This window comes from Pirellulaceae bacterium (assembly GCA_029243025.1).
GTDB lineage: Bacteria > Planctomycetota > Planctomycetia > Pirellulales > Pirellulaceae.
Genome location: JAQWSU010000004.1, coordinates 1 through 20,556 on the forward strand (window position 1 = coordinate 1; position 20,556 = coordinate 20,556).

Annotated in this window: 19 protein-coding genes; 11 read left to right on the plus strand and 8 right to left on the minus strand. The window is 53.2% G+C overall.

Going from position 1 to position 20,556, the window contains the following annotated elements; translation table 11 throughout:
- The 7 genes from P8N76_01370 to P8N76_01400 all read left to right on the plus strand — a co-directional run.
- A partial coding sequence (locus P8N76_01370; protein MDG2380300.1) for a hypothetical protein occupies nt 1–1,066 on the plus strand: 1,066 nt, incomplete at its 5' end.
- Nucleotides 1,063–2,124, plus strand: coding sequence for a hypothetical protein (locus tag P8N76_01375; GenBank protein MDG2380301.1), 1,062 nt, complete (start codon nt 1,063–1,065; stop codon nt 2,122–2,124). The genes P8N76_01370 and P8N76_01375, both read left to right, overlap by 4 nt.
- Before the next feature lie 82 nt (nt 2,125–2,206).
- On the plus strand, nt 2,207–3,424 hold the full coding sequence (locus tag P8N76_01380; protein ID MDG2380302.1) for an NPCBM/NEW2 domain-containing protein: 1,218 nt from the start codon (nt 2,207–2,209) through the stop codon (nt 3,422–3,424).
- Complete coding sequence (locus tag P8N76_01385; GenBank protein ID MDG2380303.1) at nt 3,421–5,232, plus strand: trypsin-like peptidase domain-containing protein; 1,812 nt, start codon at nt 3,421–3,423, stop codon at nt 5,230–5,232. Before P8N76_01380 ends, P8N76_01385 begins: the two co-directional genes overlap by 4 nt.
- A complete protein-coding gene (locus tag P8N76_01390) occupies nt 5,232–6,347 on the plus strand; it encodes a S1C family serine protease (protein ID MDG2380304.1) in 1,116 nt (371 codons plus the stop codon). The genes P8N76_01385 and P8N76_01390 overlap by 1 nt, the downstream gene beginning before the upstream one ends.
- A gap of 23 nt (nt 6,348–6,370) precedes the next feature.
- Nucleotides 6,371–8,344, plus strand: coding sequence for a PDZ domain-containing protein (locus P8N76_01395; GenBank protein MDG2380305.1), 1,974 nt, complete (start codon nt 6,371–6,373; stop codon nt 8,342–8,344).
- Nucleotides 8,345–8,444: 100 nt separating this feature from the next.
- Nucleotides 8,445–8,810, plus strand: a complete 366-nt coding sequence (locus P8N76_01400) for a hypothetical protein (GenBank protein MDG2380306.1) — start codon at nt 8,445–8,447, stop codon at nt 8,808–8,810.
- A gap of 73 nt (nt 8,811–8,883) precedes the next feature.
- On the opposite strand, the gene P8N76_01405 is transcribed toward P8N76_01400, so the two are convergent.
- The 5 genes from P8N76_01405 to P8N76_01425 form a co-directional block, all read right to left on the minus strand.
- The gene (locus P8N76_01405; GenBank protein MDG2380307.1) at nt 8,884–9,720 is read right to left on the minus strand and encodes a sugar phosphate isomerase/epimerase; all 837 of its coding nucleotides are present in this window, start codon (nt 9,718–9,720) and stop codon (nt 8,884–8,886) included.
- Nucleotides 9,721–9,872: 152 nt separating this feature from the next.
- Nucleotides 9,873–11,651 carry a Gfo/Idh/MocA family oxidoreductase gene (locus P8N76_01410; protein ID MDG2380308.1) on the minus strand — a complete coding sequence of 593 codons (1,779 nt, stop codon included), beginning with the start codon at nt 11,649–11,651 and terminating at the stop codon, nt 9,873–9,875.
- A gap of 12 nt (nt 11,652–11,663) precedes the next feature.
- Nucleotides 11,664–12,512 (minus strand): DoxX family protein, encoded by an 849-nt coding sequence (locus P8N76_01415; GenBank protein MDG2380309.1) that lies wholly within the window; start codon nt 12,510–12,512, stop codon nt 11,664–11,666.
- 222 nt (nt 12,513–12,734) lie between these two features.
- Nucleotides 12,735–14,174 (minus strand): MATE family efflux transporter, encoded by a 1,440-nt coding sequence (locus P8N76_01420; protein ID MDG2380310.1) that lies wholly within the window; start codon nt 14,172–14,174, stop codon nt 12,735–12,737.
- A gap of 80 nt (nt 14,175–14,254) precedes the next feature.
- Entirely contained in the window at nt 14,255–14,377 is a 123-nt protein-coding gene (locus P8N76_01425) for a hypothetical protein (GenBank protein MDG2380311.1), read from the minus strand.
- Between the two features lie 8 nt (nt 14,378–14,385).
- Here P8N76_01425 and P8N76_01430 point away from each other — a divergent pair, with 8 nt between their 5' ends.
- Both P8N76_01430 and P8N76_01435 read left to right on the plus strand, forming a co-directional pair.
- A complete protein-coding gene (locus tag P8N76_01430; protein ID MDG2380312.1) occupies nt 14,386–15,447 on the plus strand; it encodes a D-2-hydroxyacid dehydrogenase in 1,062 nt (353 codons plus the stop codon).
- Between the two features lie 110 nt (nt 15,448–15,557).
- A complete protein-coding gene (locus P8N76_01435; protein ID MDG2380313.1) occupies nt 15,558–16,688 on the plus strand; it encodes a serine/threonine-protein kinase in 1,131 nt (376 codons plus the stop codon).
- On the opposite strand, the gene P8N76_01440 is transcribed toward P8N76_01435, so the two are convergent.
- The gene (locus tag P8N76_01440) at nt 16,685–17,875 is read right to left on the minus strand and encodes an LD-carboxypeptidase (protein MDG2380314.1); all 1,191 of its coding nucleotides are present in this window, start codon (nt 17,873–17,875) and stop codon (nt 16,685–16,687) included. The genes P8N76_01435 and P8N76_01440 overlap by 4 nt on opposite strands.
- A 39-nt stretch (nt 17,876–17,914) precedes the next feature.
- On the opposite strand from P8N76_01440, the gene P8N76_01445 reads away from it, so the two are divergent.
- Complete coding sequence (locus P8N76_01445) at nt 17,915–18,229, plus strand: hypothetical protein (protein MDG2380315.1); 315 nt, start codon at nt 17,915–17,917, stop codon at nt 18,227–18,229.
- Nucleotides 18,230–18,381: 152 nt separating this feature from the next.
- Nucleotides 18,382–18,654: a hypothetical protein gene (locus P8N76_01450; protein MDG2380316.1), complete on the plus strand. Its 273-nt coding sequence runs from the start codon at nt 18,382–18,384 to the stop codon at nt 18,652–18,654.
- Between the two features lie 564 nt (nt 18,655–19,218).
- Here P8N76_01450 and P8N76_01455 read toward each other — a convergent pair.
- The gene (locus P8N76_01455; GenBank protein ID MDG2380317.1) at nt 19,219–19,824 is read right to left on the minus strand and encodes a hypothetical protein; all 606 of its coding nucleotides are present in this window, start codon (nt 19,822–19,824) and stop codon (nt 19,219–19,221) included.
- A 179-nt stretch (nt 19,825–20,003) separates the two neighbouring features.
- Nucleotides 20,004–20,447: a hypothetical protein gene (locus P8N76_01460; protein ID MDG2380318.1), complete on the minus strand. Its 444-nt coding sequence runs from the start codon at nt 20,445–20,447 to the stop codon at nt 20,004–20,006.
- Nucleotides 20,448–20,556 lie beyond the last annotated feature (109 nt).

Genomic DNA, 20,556 nt, shown 5'->3' on the forward strand with positions numbered 1-20,556 from the left:
GGGAGAAGGTCAGCAGGGAGAAGGTCAGCAGGGAGAAGGTCAGCAGGGAGAAGGTCAGCAGGGAGAAGGTCAGCAGGGAGAAGGTCAGCAGGGAGAAGGTCAGCAGGGAGAAAGTCAGCAGGGAGAAGGTCAGCAGGGAGAAGGTCAGCAGGGAGAAGGTCAGCAGGGAGAAGGACAGCAGGGAGAAGGTCAGCAGGAAGAAGGTCAGCAGGGCCAACAACAACAGGAAACCTTTCCCGGCCAAAAACGAATCGAGGCCGCTGAAGAAAAGATGCGAGAAGCTGAAATGCGTCTCGAAGAAGCAAAGCGGCAGGCAGCGATCGAAGAACAGGAAGCTGCTCGTCAACTCCTTGAGCAAGCCAAGGCGGAATTAGAAGAAATCCTACGACAATTACGAGAGGAAGAGATCGAGCGAACCTTGGCAATGCTTGAGTCACGATTTCGAAAAATGTTAGAGATGCAACTCAAAGTCTACGATGACAGCCGACGACTCAGTCAGATTCCTTTAGCGAAGCGCGATAATCAGACAGCAATTCAATCCGGTCGCCTCGGCGCCCGAGAATTGCGCATCGTGACAGAAGCTGACAAGGCACTTTTACTGCTCAGAGAAGAAGGATCATCCGTTGCCTTTCCTGAGGCGGTCGAGCAAATGCACGCGGACATGCAACAGATTGCAGAACGATTATCGCAAGTAAAACTTGACCGAATCACACTCGGCTTGGAAGAAGATGTCATCGCCGGCCTGGAGGAGATGATCGAAGCGTTACAAAAAGCACAACAAGACGCTGAACAACGTCGCCAACAACAACAACAGCAGCAGCAGCAAAATGGATCGCCGGAAGACCAGGCGTTAGTAGACGCTATCGCCGAGCTAAAAATGATTCGCGCCTTACAAGTACGAGTCAACAAACGAACTCAAAGATACGCGAGACTGCTTGACGAGCCAGACAATCCAGTTGGGCAAGCGATCGACACAGAGCTTGTTGAATCCCTCAATCAACTCTCAAATCGAGAGGAACGGATCCGACAAATCACGCGGGACATCGTTTTGGGGAAAAACCAATGAAACCCATTCGCACACCGATTTTTCTTGCATTAGTACTTGCGGCCGGCCTGCCGACTTTCGGATCAGATGATTTGGCCCGTCGAACATCCTGGAGCGTTCCAGCCTGGCCGATGTTGCAAACCCAACTCCAAGATTGGTTTGAAGAGAGAGAGACGACCGAAGAGCAGCAATCGGCTTTCGAACTTCTTTGGAGCGAGACCGAAACCTCACCCGACGAACAGCAAGCCCCCCAAATGCTTCTCGACCGCGTCATCCAATCCATTGCCGTCGTCAATCCGGCAGTGAAAGATCTATTGCAACAACTGTCCAAACCGACTTCGCCCCGAGGGAAGTTTGACACGGCAGTACTTTACGATAAAACCCTACCCGAGTGGGCACGCAAGAATCTTCAACTACGATATGCCCAATGGCTAGCGGACGGCAAATACTACAACGAGGTTCGTGAGCAGTTAGAGCCACTTTCGCCCGCGGATGTTGTCGACCCGGCTTCTCTACTGTTCTACCAAAGCGTGGCCTACCACCGTCTCCTCGCTAAGGAGGAGTGCCTCACCTCACTTAACCTGCTGCTCGAGAACGAAGCCACCATTCCGCAACGTTACGCAACGATCGCTAAGCTGATGAAGTCAGATATCGAACCCCTCAAGCCAGATTCACTTGACGAAGTGGCTCGCTTGATGGACAGCATCAAAGTGCGACTGGGTCATGGTCGAGCGGGAACGAGAGTCCGCAAAGAAGAAGATGACGTGATCGCAAAGCTGGATAAGATGATCGAACAATTGGAGCAACAAGCGCAACAATCGCGTTCCCAAAGCGGAGGCGGCCAAGGCAATTCCGCACCCAATGCTCCGATGGACCAGAGTGTTCCGGCAGAAGCCAAGGGCCCGGGAAATGTCGATCCGAAAAAGCTTGGAGCACAAACCGACTGGGGAAACCTGCCAGCCAAAGAGCAAGAGGAAGCACTCCAACAACTCGGCAAAGATTTACCATCTCACTACCGAGAAGTGATTGAAGAATACTTCCACAAGCTGGCGAAGGATGGCGTTCAAAAACAGCCCTAAATATTATTTAGCCCCCCAACCCAAGGTGAAACGATGAACAACAATCGATTCGCCTTCCACTTATCCGAAGAGGGACGAGAGGATGATTTACTTCGCGTTGTTTTTCGCCTTAGCGGGAGCAGTTAACGCTGAGTTGGAGATGCGTGATGGTCAGACAACGAGCATTGAGTTGGACCAACTGAATGAGTCAAGCATCATGGCAATTTCAGACGGGCAACCGAGAACGATTTCCGCTGAGGAAGTACGAGCTCTGCGATTCGCGCACTCGGAAATCAGTTCACAAAATAAGCTTATCGCCCGACTACGCAATGGAACGACTTTATTTGCGACGAACATCACCGCAAAAGATGGCGAGATCACGATCCAACTCGGCGTTGGCCCTGAATTAACGATTCCGAATCGCCTGATCGATTACGCTTTGCTCCAGTCAAGTAGCGTGGCCTTCGATTTGGAACGCAAAGAGATCCTCGCGACCAAGCCAATCGGCGACGTCATCATCATTCGTCGGCCAAACCAAAAGCTTGACTCGGTTGAGGGTGTGGCGGGAGACATCACAAATGATGCCGTCAGTTTCAAACTCGACGACGACTGGATCGATGTCCGCCGAGGCAAGGTCGACGGCATTTGGTTTTTCCAACCAACGGAACTGGCTCAGCCAAACCCACGTTGCAACGTAAAGCTGGTCGATGGCAGCGAACTGCAAGCTGCAAAGATCTCGAATACGCCCGACACCATTACCGTGACCACAACTGACGACCTGGTCTTCCGGATCCCTACGAATCGCATCCGTGCATTCGAATTTAGTTCATCAAAATCGATTTTCTTGAGTGATCTAGAAATCGAACGTGCCACATTGACCCCATCCCTGGACGTCCCCAGCCTTGCCAACGACTTATCTGAGCTTGGCGTGGAACAGCCGCTACTCCCCCAAGCCAACTCGAGTTTCATTGGCAGCACGTCTTTGAAGCTAGAATCTTCGGACGGTGTCATCAATGAGTACACGAAGGGACTGGCGATTCATAGCCGCACCGAACTTAGCTATCGACTAGCCGGCGAATACCGACAATTCCAAGCCCTCGCTGGCCTTGATCCAACAACTCGACGAACAGGATTTGTTTCCTTAACTATTCGAGGCGACGACAAAGAATTGTTTCGATCGGACATCCGCCCTGGTACGCCGCCGGCTGAAATCGACCTCGATCTAACGGGCATCAATCGATTAACGATCTTCGTAGATTATGGTGACACCTCGGACATCGCCGACCGCTTGAACCTTTGCGACGCGAGATTGACGAAATGACACGTGTATTTCTGATCTTTCATTGTTTGCTCATTGCATCTTCCGTGGCCGAATTAGCGTCCGCGGAAGAACCCTTATCGATTCCCGCACAGGTCATGGCCGCCCAACAGCAACGAATCGATGCGATCCAACGAGCCAGTGAGTCAACCATCTCGGTGTTCTCCGCGGGAAAAGCGGGAGGAGGTGGGTCAGGTGTCGTCATCACTCCCGATGGTTTTGCCTTGACAAATTTCCACGTCAGCAAACCCTGCGGCGAACATATGAAATGCAGCATGAACAACGGAGAGCTTTACGACGCGGTGATCGTCGGTCTTGATCCCACCGGAGATGTTGCTCTTATTAAAATGCTTGGTCGGGAAGATTTTCCTGCCGCAAGGATGGGTGACAGTGATCTGGTCCGTGTTGGTCAATGGTGCTTTGCCGTTGGCAACCCATTTTTATTGGCTACCAACTTTCAACCGACCGTGACCTATGGAATCGTATCCGGAGTCCACCGTTATCAATACCCGGCCGGCACGCTGCTGGAGTATGCCGACTGCATTCAAACTGATGCAGCCATCAATCCGGGAAACTCGGGCGGTCCACTCTTTAACGAGCAGGGACGACTAATCGGGATCAACGGTCGGGGCTCCTTTGAAAAACGAAAGCGAGTGAATGTGGGCGTCGGCTATGCGATCTCAATTAATCAGATCAAGCATTTTCTTGGCCACCTAAATAGTGGACGCATCGTCGATCATGCGACCCTGGGCGCCAACGTTTCCTCGGATGAAGATGGCAGCGTTGTTGTGACAAACATCCTGGAGTCTTCCGATGCCTATCGTCGGGGCCTTCGATATGGCGACCAAATTATCGCTTTCGGCGGCCGTCCGATCGAGACCGTGAATGGTTTCAAGAACGCCCTAGGAATCTTCCCGAAAGGCTGGCGAGTGCCGCTCAGCTATCGCCGCGACGGCGAACGCTTTGATGTGCACGTCAGGTTAGCCGGCGTGCATGGGGCGGGTGAACTAATCGCAAAAGTTCAGAGTGGCCCAGCAACACCACCGCTCCCAATGCCGAAACGACCAGACAAAAAAGAACCCGAGGGAAAAGAACCTCCCCAGCGGCCCGCCTTGCCAAAGCTAAAGTTACCGGAGTTGCCTTTGGTCAAAAAGCTTCCTGATTCAGTCAAATCCGTGCTGAAGACACGTCGCGGCTTCGCAAATTACCACTTTAACGAGGCCAACCGAGATCGCGTTTGGCAAGCGTTACGCACAAAGAGCGACTTTTTTGACCAACAAGCCACCTGGACGCTTCGCGGTCAAGTCACGGATCAAGGTTCGATGCAAATCACCTTGGATGACGATCAGACTCTTGCTCAAATCACAACGGGGCAGGGTGCCACCGATCTACTGATCGATATGACACAAAATCTCGAATCGCAATTGGAGCCGGCCGGCAGCGGTGGAATGCTGGTCGCCTTGCACCTGTGGCGTTACTTCATGGTCAATGGCCCCAACAAATTCGGCGAACTCTATTATCTCGGCAAGGCACCTTGGCCGGGACAACCCCAACCCGTTGACGTCCTAATCGGCACGCACGACGCGATTGAAGCCTGGTTTTATTTTTCCCCGACATCCGGTCAGCTTCTCGGCATGGAAATGTACCCCGACATCGGCGTTGACCCGTGCGAACTTGATTTTCGCGACTATCGAAAAATTGATGGCCAGGATGTGCCCTTTGAGATTGAGATTCGTTTCGGTGACACCCAGTTCGGCCTGCTGAAACTCGACAATTTTCAAGTGACCCCCAAACCGGAGAACGATGCTTGATGGACATTCGTGTGCTAACGGGCAGCTGGAACAGCCATCTGTCGACCCGCCCTCTCAACCCGAATCAAAGCAATTCGCCTTCTTTGGTGTCCGCAACTTGGGGATCGCTCCGAGGATGGGCAACAGGAACGGTGTTCGCATTGGCGTTACTCACGAATCTTACATCAGGACAACTGAATTTACCGGCCACCATCAGCGAGGTACAACCCAAACTGGTCAAGATCTATGGCGCCGGTGGCATCCGAGGCTTGGAAGCCTACCAAAGCGGCTTCCTGATCAGTGAAACAGGGCACGTGCTAACGGCGTGGAGTTACGTGTTGGATACAGACTACATCACCGCCGTGCTTGACGACGGGCGCAAATTCAAAGCGGAATTGGTAGGCGCCGACCCCCGCAGTGAAATCGCGGTTTTAAAAATCGATGTCAGCCAGGTTCCCTTTTTCGCTTTAGATAAAGAGGTTTCCAAGAGCAACATCGGTGATCGAATCCTCGCCTTCAGCAATCTGTACGGGATTGCCGCCGGCAACGAACCTGCCAGCGTCCTGCATGGCCACATTGCTGCGATCACCAATCTGCAAGCTCGCCGCGGAGTGTATAAAACCGCTTATGACGGCCCGGTTTATATCGTCGATGCTATGACGAATAATGCCGGAGCCGCAGGCGGAGCCTTAACCACCTTCCAAGGCGAGTTACTGGGCATCCTTGGCAAGGAACTGCGGAACGCCCAGACGAACACATGGCTCAATTTTGCCATTCCGATTACGAGTCTCAAATCGACCATCGAGGATATCCTTGCCGGTCGCGTGCGACGAGAGCGTGAAGCCAGACGAATCAAGCCTGAACAACATCTAACGCCAGCCCTGCTCGGACTCGTCCTGATTCCGGATGTGTTGCCGAAAACGCCCCCCTTTGTCGAACGGGTCATTCCGCATTCGGCCGCAGCTGAGAAGAGCATCCGCTCGGATGATCTGATCTTGTTTGTCGGCCCAAACATGGTGCAAAGTCGGCAGGAATTGATTGAAGAACTTTCCTACATCGACCGCCTCGATGAGGTCGCGATCACGGTGCTTCGAAATCAGCAACTCATGGAAGTTGAGCTGACAGCTCAAGACTGAATGACCTTGGAGTTTTTTACCTGATGATGCACAAGTATACCTTCCCCCTTGTTCTTTGTTTGGCCGTGAATGCGATCTTACAAGGACAAGCAACTTCGCTCGAATCGCTCGAACAAAAGGCGCTCCGTACAGCCGCCGAACAGATCGCTGACTGCGTCATCCAAATTGAAACCGTGGGGGGATCGGAAAAAGTCGGTAAGATCCTGGTGGGAGCCGGTCCGACCACAGGCTTGATCGTTTCCAAGGACGGCTTGATCGTCTCCGATGCTTTCAGTTTCGCCCAAGATCCAACCTCGATTCTGGTGACACTGCCCAGTGGCAAACGTCGCCCTGCCAAGATTATTTCTCGCGACAACAGCCGTATGCTCGTGCTGTTGAAGGTAAAAACCGAGGAAACACTTCCCGTACCGGATGCGGCTCCGATCAAAGACATCAAGATCGGCGAGTGGGCTATTGCCGTCGGACGCACCTTCTCTCCATCCAACGTCAATATTTCAGTGGGAATTGTCAGCGCCAAAGATCGGGTCTGGGGGAAGGCAATTCAAACCGATGCGAAAATCTCACCAGCAAACTACGGCGGCCCATTGGTAAATCTTCAAGGACAGGTCCTTGGAGTCCTCGTGCCGCTCTCGGTCGATACAGAACTGTACGATGCGCGGGGTAAGCGAACACCACTCGGCATCACCGCAGGGCACGAGTGGTACGACTCGGGAATCGGCTTTGCGATTCCCTTCGAAGATGTTTTAACTCGACTCAAACAGCTTCAAGAAAAAGAGCTATTTCGAGGACGAATGGGAATTTCAATGAAAGGATCCGGCATCGGTAGCCCTGCAGTGATCGCGGCTGTCCAGGTTAACTCGCCCGCTGCGGACATTGGTTTAAAACCGGGTGACCAAATCATTGAAGCCAACGGTGTGAAGATCCGTCGACAAGCCGAGTTACGCCATGTGCTCGGTCCTCTGTATGGCGGCGATACGGTCAAACTTGTCGCCATGCGAGGTGATCAGCGCATGGAATTCGATCCCGTCCTGGTGGACGCACTTCCCGTCTACGAACATCCCTTCCTGGGAATCCTACCCGTGCGGGAAGAGCCTGAGACAGTCAAAATTCGCTGGGTCTACCCCGGTGGGCCAGCCGAGAAAGCTGGACTGATGGCTGGAGACACGTTGGTTAAGCTCAACCAACAACCGATCCAAGGGATCAGCGAACTTCGCGATGCCTGTGCCAGCATTGAACCGGGCCAAACCGTCCAATTGGAATACACGCGAGACGGCGAAACCAAGTCGGCCGACATCACGCTCGAGACCCTGCCCACCGAGATCCCCCAGGAACTGCCTCGTCCAACTCACAACGACCAAGTCCCCCCCGCTGCCACCACCGGCGAGATCGAAATCGAGATCCCTGAAGAAGCGAATGCGTGCGTGGCATACGTGCCGGACAATTACGATGCGAGGCGACCCTACGGATTACTCGTCTCACTCCACCCCCCGGGAGCGCCCGACCACAAAGCGCCCATCGAGGATTGGAAAGCAGCTTGCCAAGCTTACGATCTCATTCTGCTGATGCCAAAAGCCGAGAAAGCCGAACGGTGGCAGCCCACTGAGGAAGCTTTCATCCGCAAAACGATCGACGAGTGCATGAATCGATACAATATTGATCCGACACGTGTCGTCGTAGAAGGCTATCAGGGAGGGGCAGCCATGGCCTATCTTTCCGCGTTCAAACACCGTGATCTGATCCGGGGTGTGGTCGCAGTCGACGCTGCTTTGCCACTCCGAATCGGACAACCTCAAAACAATCCGATCCAAAGACTGGCGATCTTGACGGCGATTGCGAAAAAGTCGAAGCTCTACGAACGATTCAATCAGGGAGTGGAACAATTACGAGAGATCAAGTTTCCTGTGACAGTGCTGGAAACCGGAGATGAGGCTCGAGCCTTAACTCCACAAGAGCGGGAGGATGTGGCCAAATGGATCGACGCTCTTGATCGGATCTAGCCCAACACCCGTTCAAAATCGGTACGAGGTGTGGCCAGGACACCCAAGCTTGCATTTTGCGAACACGTATCGTTACTCGTATCGCCCGTGAATCAACTCCATGACGCAAGAACCGAAAGCACCGATCACCGGCTGGCGGCGTCACGCAATGGGTACATCAGCATTGATTCTGCTGGTAGCAGGCTGTGCTTTTTTTGTCTGGCCTGTTGGGGGCGACTCGGGCGAGCTTGTCCAAGGCTCGCTGATCAAATCGGGATTGGCCCTCGGTGCCGCCTGGCTTGCCTTTCCTCAACTTGACCGCTTACCCGGCTGGATATTTGTGAGCCTGATCGGAATTTTGTTGGCAATTGCGATTCGGCCTCGTATCTTCATGGCTCTCTCGCGCTACTTAATTGTGCTTGCACCGCTGCTTTTCGTCATCTGGCTACTGCGACGCATTCAATTCAGCGATACCAAAAACCGCTGACAATTAATGAGTACGCCGTGGCATCGCCGACGGCACGATCACTCTATCTGGCAAGAACATGCCCAAGCCTTCGTTACGTTCGCAATTGCTCCAGTATTTCGACTGCTCTGCCAATTTCAGATTTTTGCCGCTCGGGTTCCTGAGGAATTTCCCGTTCGATAGTGAGCGGCCCTTCGTAGCCAATTTCATCGAGCGTCTTGATGTAAGCTGCCATATCGACTTGCCCTTCACCCAGCGCCACCTCCTGGCCCCATTCTTCGCCGGGTTTGTCGGCCCACAGCGCATCTTTGCAATGCACGCTGCGAACAAAGCTGCCAATCTTCTTGAGAGCTTCAATCGGCTCGCCTGTCCCATAGAGGATCATGTTGGCGGGATCAAAATTGACGAATAGATTGTCACGTGCCACATCGGCTAAGAACTGCAACAAACCATCCGCCGTTTCCTGCCCCGTTTCGAGATGCAAGTTTTGCTGATTCGCCTTGCAGTGATCGCAAATTTCCCGAGTGATTTTGATCACCGAATCATAGGCAGGATCCCCCATCGAAGCATGGGGAATGAAACCGATATGAAGTGCGACCACCGAACAGCCAAGCGCTTTGGCAAAATCGGCAATCTCTTTCATTTCCGCCGTCCGGGCGGCTCGCGTTTCCTCTGGAACGAGGCCCACGGTACGAACCGTGGTTGGGATATCCGCGTACGATTCACCTTCAAAACCACCAAATACCGCAGTAAGCTGAATCCCGAGCTCGTTCAATCGTTGCAAAAAACGCTCCGCGTTTTCTGGCGTTCGTGTCGATTTGGCGGGTGCGTGCAGCTGAATTGTCGGAACACCAAGCTCCTTGGCAACATCTAATTGCACTCCTAATCCCGCATCAATACTTGCAAATACGCCGATTGGCCACTTGTCCATGAGTTTTCCTATCGAATCCATCGCCTAACAGGGAATCACCTCGAAAGAGACCTTGTCCTCGAGGTCAGAGTGTACGAGAGCGTACAAGATTAATGGCGACGGACGCCAAATGCAAATCCGCCGCCAGTGTTTTTCTACGTCCTAACTCGGCTTTACGACTGGACGGGTTTGGAACCGTCGGGCGTTGCGTCACTGTTGATGTCGAACCAGGCCTCATCAAATTGCACGTAGCCGCCTTCTCCCTTCGCCGCTTTTTTCATCGCCACATTGCAGGTCAGGGCGATCACGGCGTCGCCGAGCGCCACTTCGGGCATGCAGCGGGGCTGGTTTTCCGGATCGGGGTTGCGGATGCACCAAGCCCAGTGCTCCATCTCTTCCGTATAACCCCGACTGATCGGACCCGTGTCGGCGGATTGTGCCACTGCGGCGGCCGAACCCGCTCCAGTTTCGTAGGAGTCCATTGTCGGTCCTCCCTTGTCATCCTTCACGGAAATCCGACTGGAGGTGTCTTCTTTTTTATAAAGCATGACTTCTTTTTCACGCTCGAGAACCAAAGTCCCCTTGGTTCCCAAAACCACTTCACCGTAACCACCATAGCCGTTCCCGTTGATGCTTGAATAAGTCATCACAATTCGTTTGTTGGGATCCGTTTCGTACGGTGCAATTCCCTTTGTCGCGTCAACACCCGTTCGCTTATCCTGGTAGCCATACGCCATCGGGTCATCTGGCTTGGCCTCGTACCCAGGCCCGGGGAACTCAAAGGTGCAGTAGACGTGATCATGAGCATCACGATCGACGGGGAAAATATGCCGTCCACCGACTGCGTGGACGCTGAGCGGATGAGCTTTTTTACCATCGTTGCGAAGTGCACTGATGAAAATCGAAGCCGCATCGAGTTGGTGACTGCCCAGTTCGGCCATTAAACCACCACCCGTTCGGTCCCAGAGTCGCCAACGACAGAGCTCTTCCATGGCCGACCGTTTACGTCCATCAGAGAGCGTCATCTGTTCGTAACCATAATCCTCAGGATTCATTTCACGATCGGCATTCCAGGCCGCCCATTGTGCGACCTGTTTTTCTAGCTTAGCAACCTCCTGAGGGGTCAAATCAGTCTTCTTAGACGCATTTTCCAGACGGTCCAGACGAGTTTTGATGTCGTCGCGCATCTTGCCATCTGCATACATCTCGCCTCCCGGCAATGGCTGTTTCCAGCTGTCTTTGCCCGGCAAATTACCCCGATGCCATTGTGCACGAATGTGATGGATTTCACCAAGCATGCCCCACTGCAGCAAGCTGACGGCATTGTCATAGAGCACGCTGTAATGACGTTGATGACCAGTCGCCAACAGCCTGTCTGTCGACTTAGAAACGCGGGCCATATCTTTGCAAACACCGACATCGTAGCCCATTAACTTTTCGGTAAGCACATGCTTTCCGGCGTTCATGGCTGCAATCGCAATTGGTGCATGCGTAAACAATGGTGTGGCAATCACCACGGCCTCAATGTCGGGATCCTTCAATAACTCGTTGTAATCCGTGTAAACACTGACGTTCTTCTTCGCTTCGTCTTCGGTTTTCCAATCGAATACTTCCATCAAACCCGGGCGGGCTGCCAAGGTCCCATCACTCGTCCAGTCGCCATGAAACGCGCGATGCCGATTGTAAGGGCGAATGTCGCAAATCGCTTTGACCTGCACATAGTTAGGATTCATAGCGCCGATCAACACGCTTCCCTCGTCGCCCGTGCCAATCACTCCCACTCGCACTGGGTTAGCCACGCTTGTCCCGTAGCCAAAGTACATCGCGCCCAAACCAGCACCCGAGACAACACCGGCCAACCCCACGCCCTTTAAAAAATCACGACGGTGGACACCCAATGCCTCGTAGTAATTGTCAGCGCCAATTTGCTTCTGCTCAGCAGTCAAACTCATCTTTATCGGCTCCTAAGTCTCGGTTGTCTTCGGTGGACAGCAACGCACACGGGCAGCGTAGACCAAAAAATCCAGTCCAGCAAAACGCCCCGCGTTAAAGGCCATCAATACAAGCAACGCAAGTATTTCAACCATTTGGTAATAGAAGTATTCCGTGTTGGCAGTGGCCACCCAGGGAGGCTGCGTCGACATGACCGACAGCAGAAAACCCATTCCCGCCAGGGCAGCGATGCGAGTGAACAATCCCAGTATCAGTAAAACACCGACGCCAATGACGACGTACTTGACAATCGTATCAACAAACATCTCCGATCGGTTAGTGATAGGAAATTCCCCTCGTTGGAGTTGCTCGTCGGTCGCAATTTTGTGGAAACCACCCTGCAACTGCTCGCCCAACATCTCAATCGATGCGAGCCAAGGTCGGACCTTTCCAGCTAACTCAGACTCTTTGGAAGCGATCCAATCTCGCTGGAACTCCACATTACTCATTGTATCCGCTTTCGCCTTTTCGAGGCGGTCACATTCCAACAAGTATTCTTGAATATCGGTACCGTTGTCATAATAGAACGCGGCAAGCCGTTTGACATAGCGATCACGCTCTTTATTGGCGCGCTTTTGCTGATCTTCATCGAAGCCAAAGTGCGCACCAGCTTGCGCGCTGTATTGCTTCCAAAAACCCTTCGTTTTTTCTTGATTCAGTCGTTCTCTTCCCTGCCGGTCGGGAATCATTGATTTGTAAAAGTCAGCGAGCGGACCTTTTGCGGATTGGAGAAAATAAACCGAAGTAAAGCTTTCCCCGTGGAACTTTTTGGCACCTTCCTTAAAGAAATGCCAGCCGGTTCCCAGTCGGAGCAAAAGCAACGAAACGAGGGCGAAAGTTCCGATTTGTCGAATGGGGGCTGTCAGGGGAATTCTCCTTCCGGCACGGAGGATTGGGGCAGGTGAAACCGTGCGGCTCAATCGTCAGAAAGACCGGCAGACCGCGCTCGTCGCAACTCCACTCCACCGATTCAGCCGATCATTATTATCGATTTCATGCCTTTTTCCAAGCTGACCTCCGCGCAACCGTTTTTTTATTTCGCGTCAGGGGCTCGGATTCCATTTTGTGATCGTTTCGTCAGGCGTCAAATCCAGCACGCTCATCTGTTTCCATTTCCCTTGTCGAAAGCGGAAAAGGTAAATCAGTCCTAGCATACTGATCCAACCGGTGATCACGCCCCAAAACGTGAACAGTCCCCAATTCCAAACGGTCAAGCCGAGATAAGCCAGCAAAACTGGAAGGGGTGACACGATCAGGGTGATCAACAAGACGAACCGCGTGTCGCCGGCCCCTTTGATGGCGCTCACAAACACGATGTGCATCATGTCCAAAAAACAGTATAAGGCCACGAATCGTAGTAAGACGGCACAAATGGCGCTAAGTTTGGCAAACTCAGCATCTGAACCCGCAGCATGCACCAACAGGAACAGTTTGGGGCAGGTGAGATAGAGCAGGGCCATGCCACCGACATAGACTCCACCGAGTAAAAAAGCCGAATAGGTAGCCCGTTCAGCCAACCTTGGTTTTTGGCGGCCCAGTTGCTGTCCGACAAGCGTGGTAACGGCGATGCCTAAGCCCAGCATTGGCACAAAGGCGAATGAATTGATGCTGAAGCCAATCGTCGTCGCTGCCAGGGGTATCGGGCCGAGTCGACCGATCAAGAACAGAAAAGCGGTAAACGCAAGCGTTTCGAGAAACAGCTGGATTCCGCTCGGTGATCCATACACAAGCAAGCGGCGCATTAACGGCCAGTCCAAGCGGCAGCCCTCGATAAATCGATAGGGAACACGAAACTCCGGCTTGCTGATGATCAATGCATAGGCGACCACCTTGGCCCACTGGCTGATTGTTGTCGCGATCCCCGCTCCCCAAATACCCAATTCAGGAAGCCCAGCATGACCAAAAATCAGTAAATAATCGAGTGACAGGTTCAGCAATGCAGCTGCCATATCGACAACCATCACAACACGTGAATTCCCCAAGCCCGTGAAAAAGGCGGAAAGAGCTGCCGAGATTACGGCCCCTCCTGCACCAAAGGCCAATGCTTGAAAGTAAACGGTCTCGAACTGGGCGATCTGCGGGCCGTGATTGGCTGCCTGAAAAATGGTGGGAGCCGCGGGAATCAGCAGCGCAAACAGTGGAATCGCCAAGGATCCCAACAGCACACCTTGCCAAATGATCGCACCGATGCTCTCCGGACGGGCGGCTCCGTAGTACTGAGCAACGAAGGTATTCACATAGCCCGCCAAGCCAAGCGGCAGACACAGCACGGAAAAATAGAGCATCCCGGCGGGCATCGCAGCAGCAATCGCCTCGGTGGAATGCCAAGTCAAGAAGACCCGATCCACGAAGTGCATCAGCGTCCAAGAAGCTGTTGACAACACCAGCGGTAAAGCGAGCTGCATTACATCGCGCCCGCCACAAGAACTCAGCCACCAGCGACGGATTAGCGAATGCTCAACTTGTGACGTCTGCTGGTTCATGAGAAGATCTAGGAAAGGGACGAGCACATCGCTGGCGGCCCTTGGGCAGGCGGGTTAATCACGAATCACAGTCGACCAGCTTACTCGGAATCGCTCATGGCGTTGAGTCCGTCGCGGTCAAATTGAGGGATGACAAATTGAATGCTGGCGGCACCCGTCGTGATTTGAATTCCTAGCCACCGATCGTCTACGAGTTCAAGCATCTCGCAGGATGACGCGACGTTGGAACAAGTTTACTCGATTCCTGAAATCCTCATCCCCACTCAAACTCATTCTAAAATCTATGCATCCGCAACACCAACGTATCGCTCTCTGCTTTCCAGTCACCATCGATCATGTAGGAAAAATTCAGGCTTGTGTGCCAGAATGGGAGGTCGTGGACGCAGGACAGGATCGGATCGCAACCGAAATTCTCGACGCGGACATTTTCTGCGGCCACGCCAAAGTACCGGTTCCCTGGCCCGAGGTGGTTTCTCAGGGAAAACTTCGTTGGATCCAATCGTCGGCGGCCGGCATGGACCATTGCTTGGTCCCGGAAGTTGTCGCTTCCGACATTGTCGTCAGCAGCGCATCGGGTCTTTTTGCTGACCAAGTCGCCGAACAGACGTTAGCGCTGCTGTTGGGGATGATTCGCAGCATGCCAACCTTTTACCGTGCTCAACAGCAAAAGGACTTCACCCGACGGCCCACCGATGACCTGCATGGCAAAACGGTTGGCATTGTCGGTTTTGGGGGCAATGGCCGGCGGATCGCCGAAACGCTCGCACCGATGAAGGTTCGAATTCTCGCAACCGATTTGTTTCCGGAAACTCCGCCCGCTGGCGTCGAGTCCATCTGGCCGGCCGACCGACTCCATGAATTACTCGCCGCAGCGGATGTCGTCATCTTGTGCATCCCCCTCAATCAACAAACTCGTCGACTTATGGGCCCGGCGGAATTCGATCGGATGAAGCAAGGATCTTATTTTATAAATGTTGCTCGCGGACAAGTTGTTGACGAATCAGCCTTGGTGGATGCCCTGACTTCCCAACATTTACGGAGTGCGGGCTTGGATGTTACCGAGACCGAACCACTCCCTGCCTCCAGTCCGTTATGGCAAATGCCTCAGGTCATCATCACACCCCACGTCGGCGCTCAATCCGCCGATCGGGTGGATCTTACGGTCGATTTCTTTTGTGAGAACTTGCTGCGATTTGCCGCAGACCGCCAAGTCATCAATCTGGTCGACAAACAACTCGGTTTCCCAATTCCTGAACATCGGCCCCCCCGGTAAAATCACCCCCAATCAGGTAACCGCAGAACCTGTCAGCCTTGAGAAGGATGGACGCGGATCATCGAGAGTCTTAAGATGAGGAGAGGTTGAGTCCTCCAGCTGGAACCGGAATGAACACCACACTTCACGACATCAACGCGACCGTCGCGTTTCACGACAATCTCGAAGCGGATGATTCCACGGCGGACCTGGTCGAGCGGTATTCGAGCGTTGTTCGGGAGCAGCGGCTTAGTTGGACAACCCATCAACGTTGGATTCGTCGCCTCGGCAAAGGCGGGCAAGGCGTTGTTTATTTGAGCGAACGCCGGGGAGCCGATCAGTTCACCCTTCCGATCGCCGTCAAAGTCTTTTCGCCGGCACGCTACGAGTCGAGCCGAAGTTACGAAGATGCAATGGAGCGAATCGCTAAAGTTGCAGCTCGTGTGGCTCAGATCCAACAAGACAACCTGCTTGATGTCCACAACTTTATCGATCGTAACCGCATCCGCATGATGGTGATGGAATGGGTTGACGGTTACGATCTGCGACAATTGTTGCAGAACGAGCGCGTGGAACGAGTAAGAGAACGAGTTAGCAACCGTCGATGGGAATACATCAACCGTGTGGTAATTTCCCCCGGGCCTGAGCAGCCTCGCATCCGCCCAGGCGTAGCGGTGGCTGTATTGCGCGATTGTTTAGTAGCACTTGCCGCCCTCCATCGTGAGGGAATCGTTCACGGCGATATCAAGCCAGCCAACATCATGCTCAAATGCACCGGTAACGCGAAGATCGTGGATATCGGCTCCGCGTTTCATGTTTTGGATCCACCGCCACTACGAACCTGCACTCCGAAATACGCTGCTCCGGAAGTACTAGAGGGTAGCGAGTGCACACCCCGAAGTGACTTGGCGAGTATTGGCTATGTTCTAATCGAGATGTTGTCGGGCAAACCAATTTTTGGTGGTTTGACAGCCTACAAAGATTTGCTCGAAGCCAAACGAATCCTTCCCAAACATCTCGACTCAATTCTTCCTGAAGAAGTCACGGTCAATGAGCTTTTAATGAATTTTTGCCGAGGGCTGATTGCACCTGATCCGATGCGTCGTTTCCCCAGTGCCGAGGCGGCTGATTTGGTCAAAGAAGGCGCAGCCGCCTTCCACCGTCAACTGGTGCTGATGAATCTTGCAGCGGAATACGAAAATGAAATCCGGCTTTGGATTGAAGAACTAAAAGAGATGGACGGACTGGCGGACAATCGTTAACGCTTCGCCCCCGCGGCAACGCGCCGCGACGAAACAGGGTTCTGCAGCACCGTGACCCGTCGTTGATCGGCATCAACTTCCACACGCGTTCCCATTGGCAAAGTCGCATTCGACGACACGTGCCCCGCTGGAAAGTTGGTAATTACCGGGTAGGGCACGTCGCCAAAATAATCTTTGAACACTTGCTGGAGGCTCAAACCCGCGTCGGCATCACAATCGGTAAATTGCCCGAGTATAACGGCCGCCGGATCTCGTAGTTTTCCTGCCAGTTTCAGTTGGCTGAGATAGCGATCAATACGGTAAGGAGCTTCCCCGACATCTTCAAGGAAAACGACTCGTCCCGTCGTTTGAATTTCATACGACGTACCCATGAGCGACGAAATTAGAGTCAAATTCCCACCGGTCAACCGCCCCTGCGCCATCCCCGGTCGCATCGCCCCAATCGGTGTCGAACCGGCGGGAGACTCGTAAATGATAGGCGACGAACTCTCACCATTCTGATCGGCAAGAATCGAACGCCAAAAATACTTTGCAGCGTAATCATTCATACCCGTTTCCGGTGCGAATCCGGTGCTGCCGTTCGGCGAATGAAAGGTAACCAGATTCGCTTTCGCGGCTAACGCCAAATGCAGAGCGGTAATATCGCTGTATCCAACCAAGATTTTCGGATTCTGGCGAATTACTTCGTAATCCAGTCGATCCAAAATCCGCGTTGCTCCATAGCCACCCTTCATCGGAAAAACGGCTGCAACGTCGGGCTGCCGAAACGCGGACATCAATTCCGCCGCGCGGCGTGCGTCATCTCCGGCAAGATAACCGTACTCGTTGGTCGCATCATCTTGCACGCGTATTCGATACCCCAAAGCCAGCAATTGTTCTTTCGCCATCTCTATTCGTTCGTCAGAAATCGATCCCGACGGCGCTACCAGCATGATTGTGTCGCCCTGCTGCAAGCCGGGCGGACGTACAGGTTTTGACGGCTCTTCAGCCAAAACAAATCCGGAGGAAAATCCTAGTACAAAAAGCAATCCGACCGCACGGAACACAGGCACAGCCCTCTCCATTATCTCAGCGTGAATGACCACCAGGACGCAACAAACGAGATCGTGCCACCATCCTACTCGCTTCTTATCGTAGCCGCAGGTCGCTTCTTTCAATTGAACGTACAAAATTGTTGTCGTCCGCATTGATCGATCCGCAACCTCATTTTGCGATGACCTCTTCCTATGACAACCATGCCCGACCTCCAAGATCAGAAGATACGCGGTAGCTGGATCCAGCGGTTTCTCATTACCGTTTTTTCATTATTGCTGGCGTTGCTCTTCCACGGATTACTGAGCTTCGTTATCGATGACTTGGAAAACCTTAAGCGTCCACTCTATTCTGACGTGAAGGCTCGAATGCTTTCATCCTCTATCATCAAGACGGAACCGTCACTCCTGAAGCAGATCACGAAACGCTTGCTGAAAGTCGAAAAACTCGACAACGGCTGCTCTGCGAAAGCACGAGCAGCTCACAAATCACGCTTAGTCAACTGCTGAAAATTCAACGGCTAAGTCTTCAAGAGTCCCAAGCCTCGCTTAGGGCTGAACACCAAGCCGCCTTAGCCACCAGCGAACGGCCTTTCCTTCGAAACCCAGGCAAAGGCCCGGAGCCAATCGAATCGATCGCCAAACAGAATGAAACTGTTCTCGTGCTGAAACAAAAGGTGCGAGAGTCCGAACAAGAGTTTTACGAGGCGCGGACAAATGTCCAAGCGCAATATCAACGCTTGGTAAAACGCCGCAACGTTCGCGTTGCCCTGCTAAAATCAGCGGTGATCTTCTCGGTTCGAGTCAGCGCCGCTTGGCTCTTTAGGCGGCAACGCAACAGTGTTTACAGCCCCATTATTGATGCATTCGAAGTCGCCGTGCTCCTCCCAACATTCGCCGTGATACAGGAGTCCCTTCTCGAGCGATTCTTCTAATATGTGTTGAGGCTGACATGCGTTATGAGCGTGCTCGAAGCTTTGATTTACTTATCGCCCAGCCAAGCTCTGTCTCACTCAGTAAACGATATCGAGAAGCGTACGAAAGGTTCTTCTGCCCAATCTGTCGATTTCCAATTCGAAGTGGACCGCTGAAATTGCCTTACTGAAATTGCCTTACTGAAATCGTCGCTTAATGAAATCGCTGAACCCAACCTCGCCCGTCAAGAGGACCGAGCCTACACCTGTCCACATGGCTGCACCCAGCACTTCAGAACCTGCTTGAAGCGGAGCCACCCGGCATTCGCGGCTGGCAGCGTGCACGCAATGCGGTCAGACGCGGTCCAGCGATTCCTGCTCCGAGGCCGCGCGTTAGTCGACCAGAATGCAATCTCGGCAAACGACAAAATGGCTGTCACGATCCATGCGACGGAAACGATTGACCGCCATTGGACCGATAATTCGGCTCAGCGGCTGAATCCAAAACAGACGAATGCCAGTGGAAACGAATGCCAGTGGAAACGAATGCCGAATTCGTCCAACAACTCAAAGCCGGTCGGTCGATCAATATCGATTCTGCCAAGCCCCTTGGGGAGACTGCGGTTGGACAGGCTGTTGATATCCGGCCGGTGCGTTGTAAGTGGTCGGCGGCGTGTAGGTGGGAGCCGGGGGAGTTGCGACTGGAGTCGCTTGCGTACCAAACGTGAGAGCCGGTGGACTCGGCTGTAGTACCTGACCGGGAGAAGCCCCCGGGTTCACCCCCGAACCGGTAGGTGCGGTCGAGCGGCCAATACGTCGGTCGGTTGGAATGGCAGGCGTCACTTGAGGTGAAGGATTACCCGGTTGGAGCGGATCATCGCTCACGGGCGATTGCCATTGCAGATTCGGGTTGGCAGCTGCCGGGTTGGGGCTCGTCGAAACTCCGGACGCTCCCCGCTGATCAGCAACAGCAACCCCATTCTGTTGATCCGAAGTGAAAACGCTTAGAGAATTTGGGTTCGTCGGTGCCGCGGCCCGTTGATAGTAAGGGTCCACTTTTCCGGCTGTTCCTGTGGGCGGAGGCGGAATCAAGGTAGGACCATAGGTCGAGAATGGATCGAACGAAGCCGTCGACTGTTTACAACCTACGCTTATTAATAGGATCAGCAGCACGCACCAGTGTCGCATCACTCCCGAACTCCTTTATGCGTAGTTGCCGACTACGCCCTTGCCCTCGAAATTGTTGGGGGAAGGATAGAGACAGAGGCTGGCGATGCCAAGGCCGCTTTGTAAAACAAAACAACCCCGCAAGCACAGCTATCGCAGCTTCTGGCGGGGCCGTTTCCATCAAAGCAAACCCGTTGCTAACGCTATTTGCGTTCAAAGGCGGCGTATTGAGTTGACAATTTGGACTTGAGTTCGGAGCGTACGAACGGATTGTCGATAATCTTATAGCTGGCCGTCTTGAGCCCGTTATCAATGGCTGGCTTGATAGCCGGCTTGGCTTCGACATGAGGATTCTCAATGACTTCAGCCATTTCCACCTCCGGGGTGCGCACGTGTCCGGGATAGGCATAGGGGCTGTACCCGTAGGTTCTTGGCACCGGCATGCTGTAGTAAACAGGCGGATGGAGCGAAAAATAGGGAGGCACTGGAATGAGACCGAGTGAATAAGGCGAAGATCGGTAGCCAAACCAGCCTGGATTGGGAAAGCCTTGATTGTCGCCGCATTGCGCCTTGGCAGACGAATCCGTGGCAAAACCGATCAAGATTGCTCCGAGGAAAGCCAAACAGATCAGACGAGCGAGTTTCATGTTGAATCCTCAAGCGCAATAATGCAGTGGGAAAAACTACCAGTTTTACACGGTAATTGAGAGGCCAAACGAATGCAAGTGATAACAGACTCGAAGCAAAAAGTGAGCA

What these genes read in the sequence shown, in the direction of transcription:
- P8N76_01375 (MDG2380301.1), top strand. Translation starts at nt 1,063, where the DNA reads ATGAAACCCATTCGCACACCGATTTTTCTTGCATTAGTACTTGCGGCC.
- P8N76_01380 (MDG2380302.1), top strand. Translation starts at nt 2,207, where the DNA reads ATGATTTACTTCGCGTTGTTTTTCGCCTTAGCGGGAGCAGTTAACGCT.
- P8N76_01385 (MDG2380303.1), top strand. Translation starts at nt 3,421, where the DNA reads ATGACACGTGTATTTCTGATCTTTCATTGTTTGCTCATTGCATCTTCC.
- P8N76_01390 (MDG2380304.1), top strand. Translation starts at nt 5,232, where the DNA reads ATGGACATTCGTGTGCTAACGGGCAGCTGGAACAGCCATCTGTCGACC.
- P8N76_01395 (MDG2380305.1), top strand. Translation starts at nt 6,371, where the DNA reads ATGATGCACAAGTATACCTTCCCCCTTGTTCTTTGTTTGGCCGTGAAT.
- P8N76_01400 (MDG2380306.1), top strand. Translation starts at nt 8,445, where the DNA reads ATGACGCAAGAACCGAAAGCACCGATCACCGGCTGGCGGCGTCACGCA.
- P8N76_01405 (MDG2380307.1), bottom strand. Translation starts at nt 9,720, where the DNA reads ATGGACAAGTGGCCAATCGGCGTATTTGCAAGTATTGATGCGGGATTA.
- P8N76_01410 (MDG2380308.1), bottom strand. Translation starts at nt 11,651, where the DNA reads ATGAGTTTGACTGCTGAGCAGAAGCAAATTGGCGCTGACAATTACTAC.
- P8N76_01420 (MDG2380310.1), bottom strand. Translation starts at nt 14,174, where the DNA reads ATGAACCAGCAGACGTCACAAGTTGAGCATTCGCTAATCCGTCGCTGG.
- P8N76_01425 (MDG2380311.1), bottom strand. Translation starts at nt 14,377, where the DNA reads ATGCTTGAACTCGTAGACGATCGGTGGCTAGGAATTCAAATCACGACG.
- P8N76_01430 (MDG2380312.1), top strand. Translation starts at nt 14,386, where the DNA reads ATGACGCGACGTTGGAACAAGTTTACTCGATTCCTGAAATCCTCATCC.
- P8N76_01435 (MDG2380313.1), top strand. Translation starts at nt 15,558, where the DNA reads ATGAACACCACACTTCACGACATCAACGCGACCGTCGCGTTTCACGAC.
- P8N76_01440 (MDG2380314.1), bottom strand. Translation starts at nt 17,875, where the DNA reads ATGCGGACGACAACAATTTTGTACGTTCAATTGAAAGAAGCGACCTGC.
- P8N76_01445 (MDG2380315.1), top strand. Translation starts at nt 17,915, where the DNA reads ATGACAACCATGCCCGACCTCCAAGATCAGAAGATACGCGGTAGCTGG.
- P8N76_01460 (MDG2380318.1), bottom strand. Translation starts at nt 20,447, where the DNA reads ATGAAACTCGCTCGTCTGATCTGTTTGGCTTTCCTCGGAGCAATCTTG.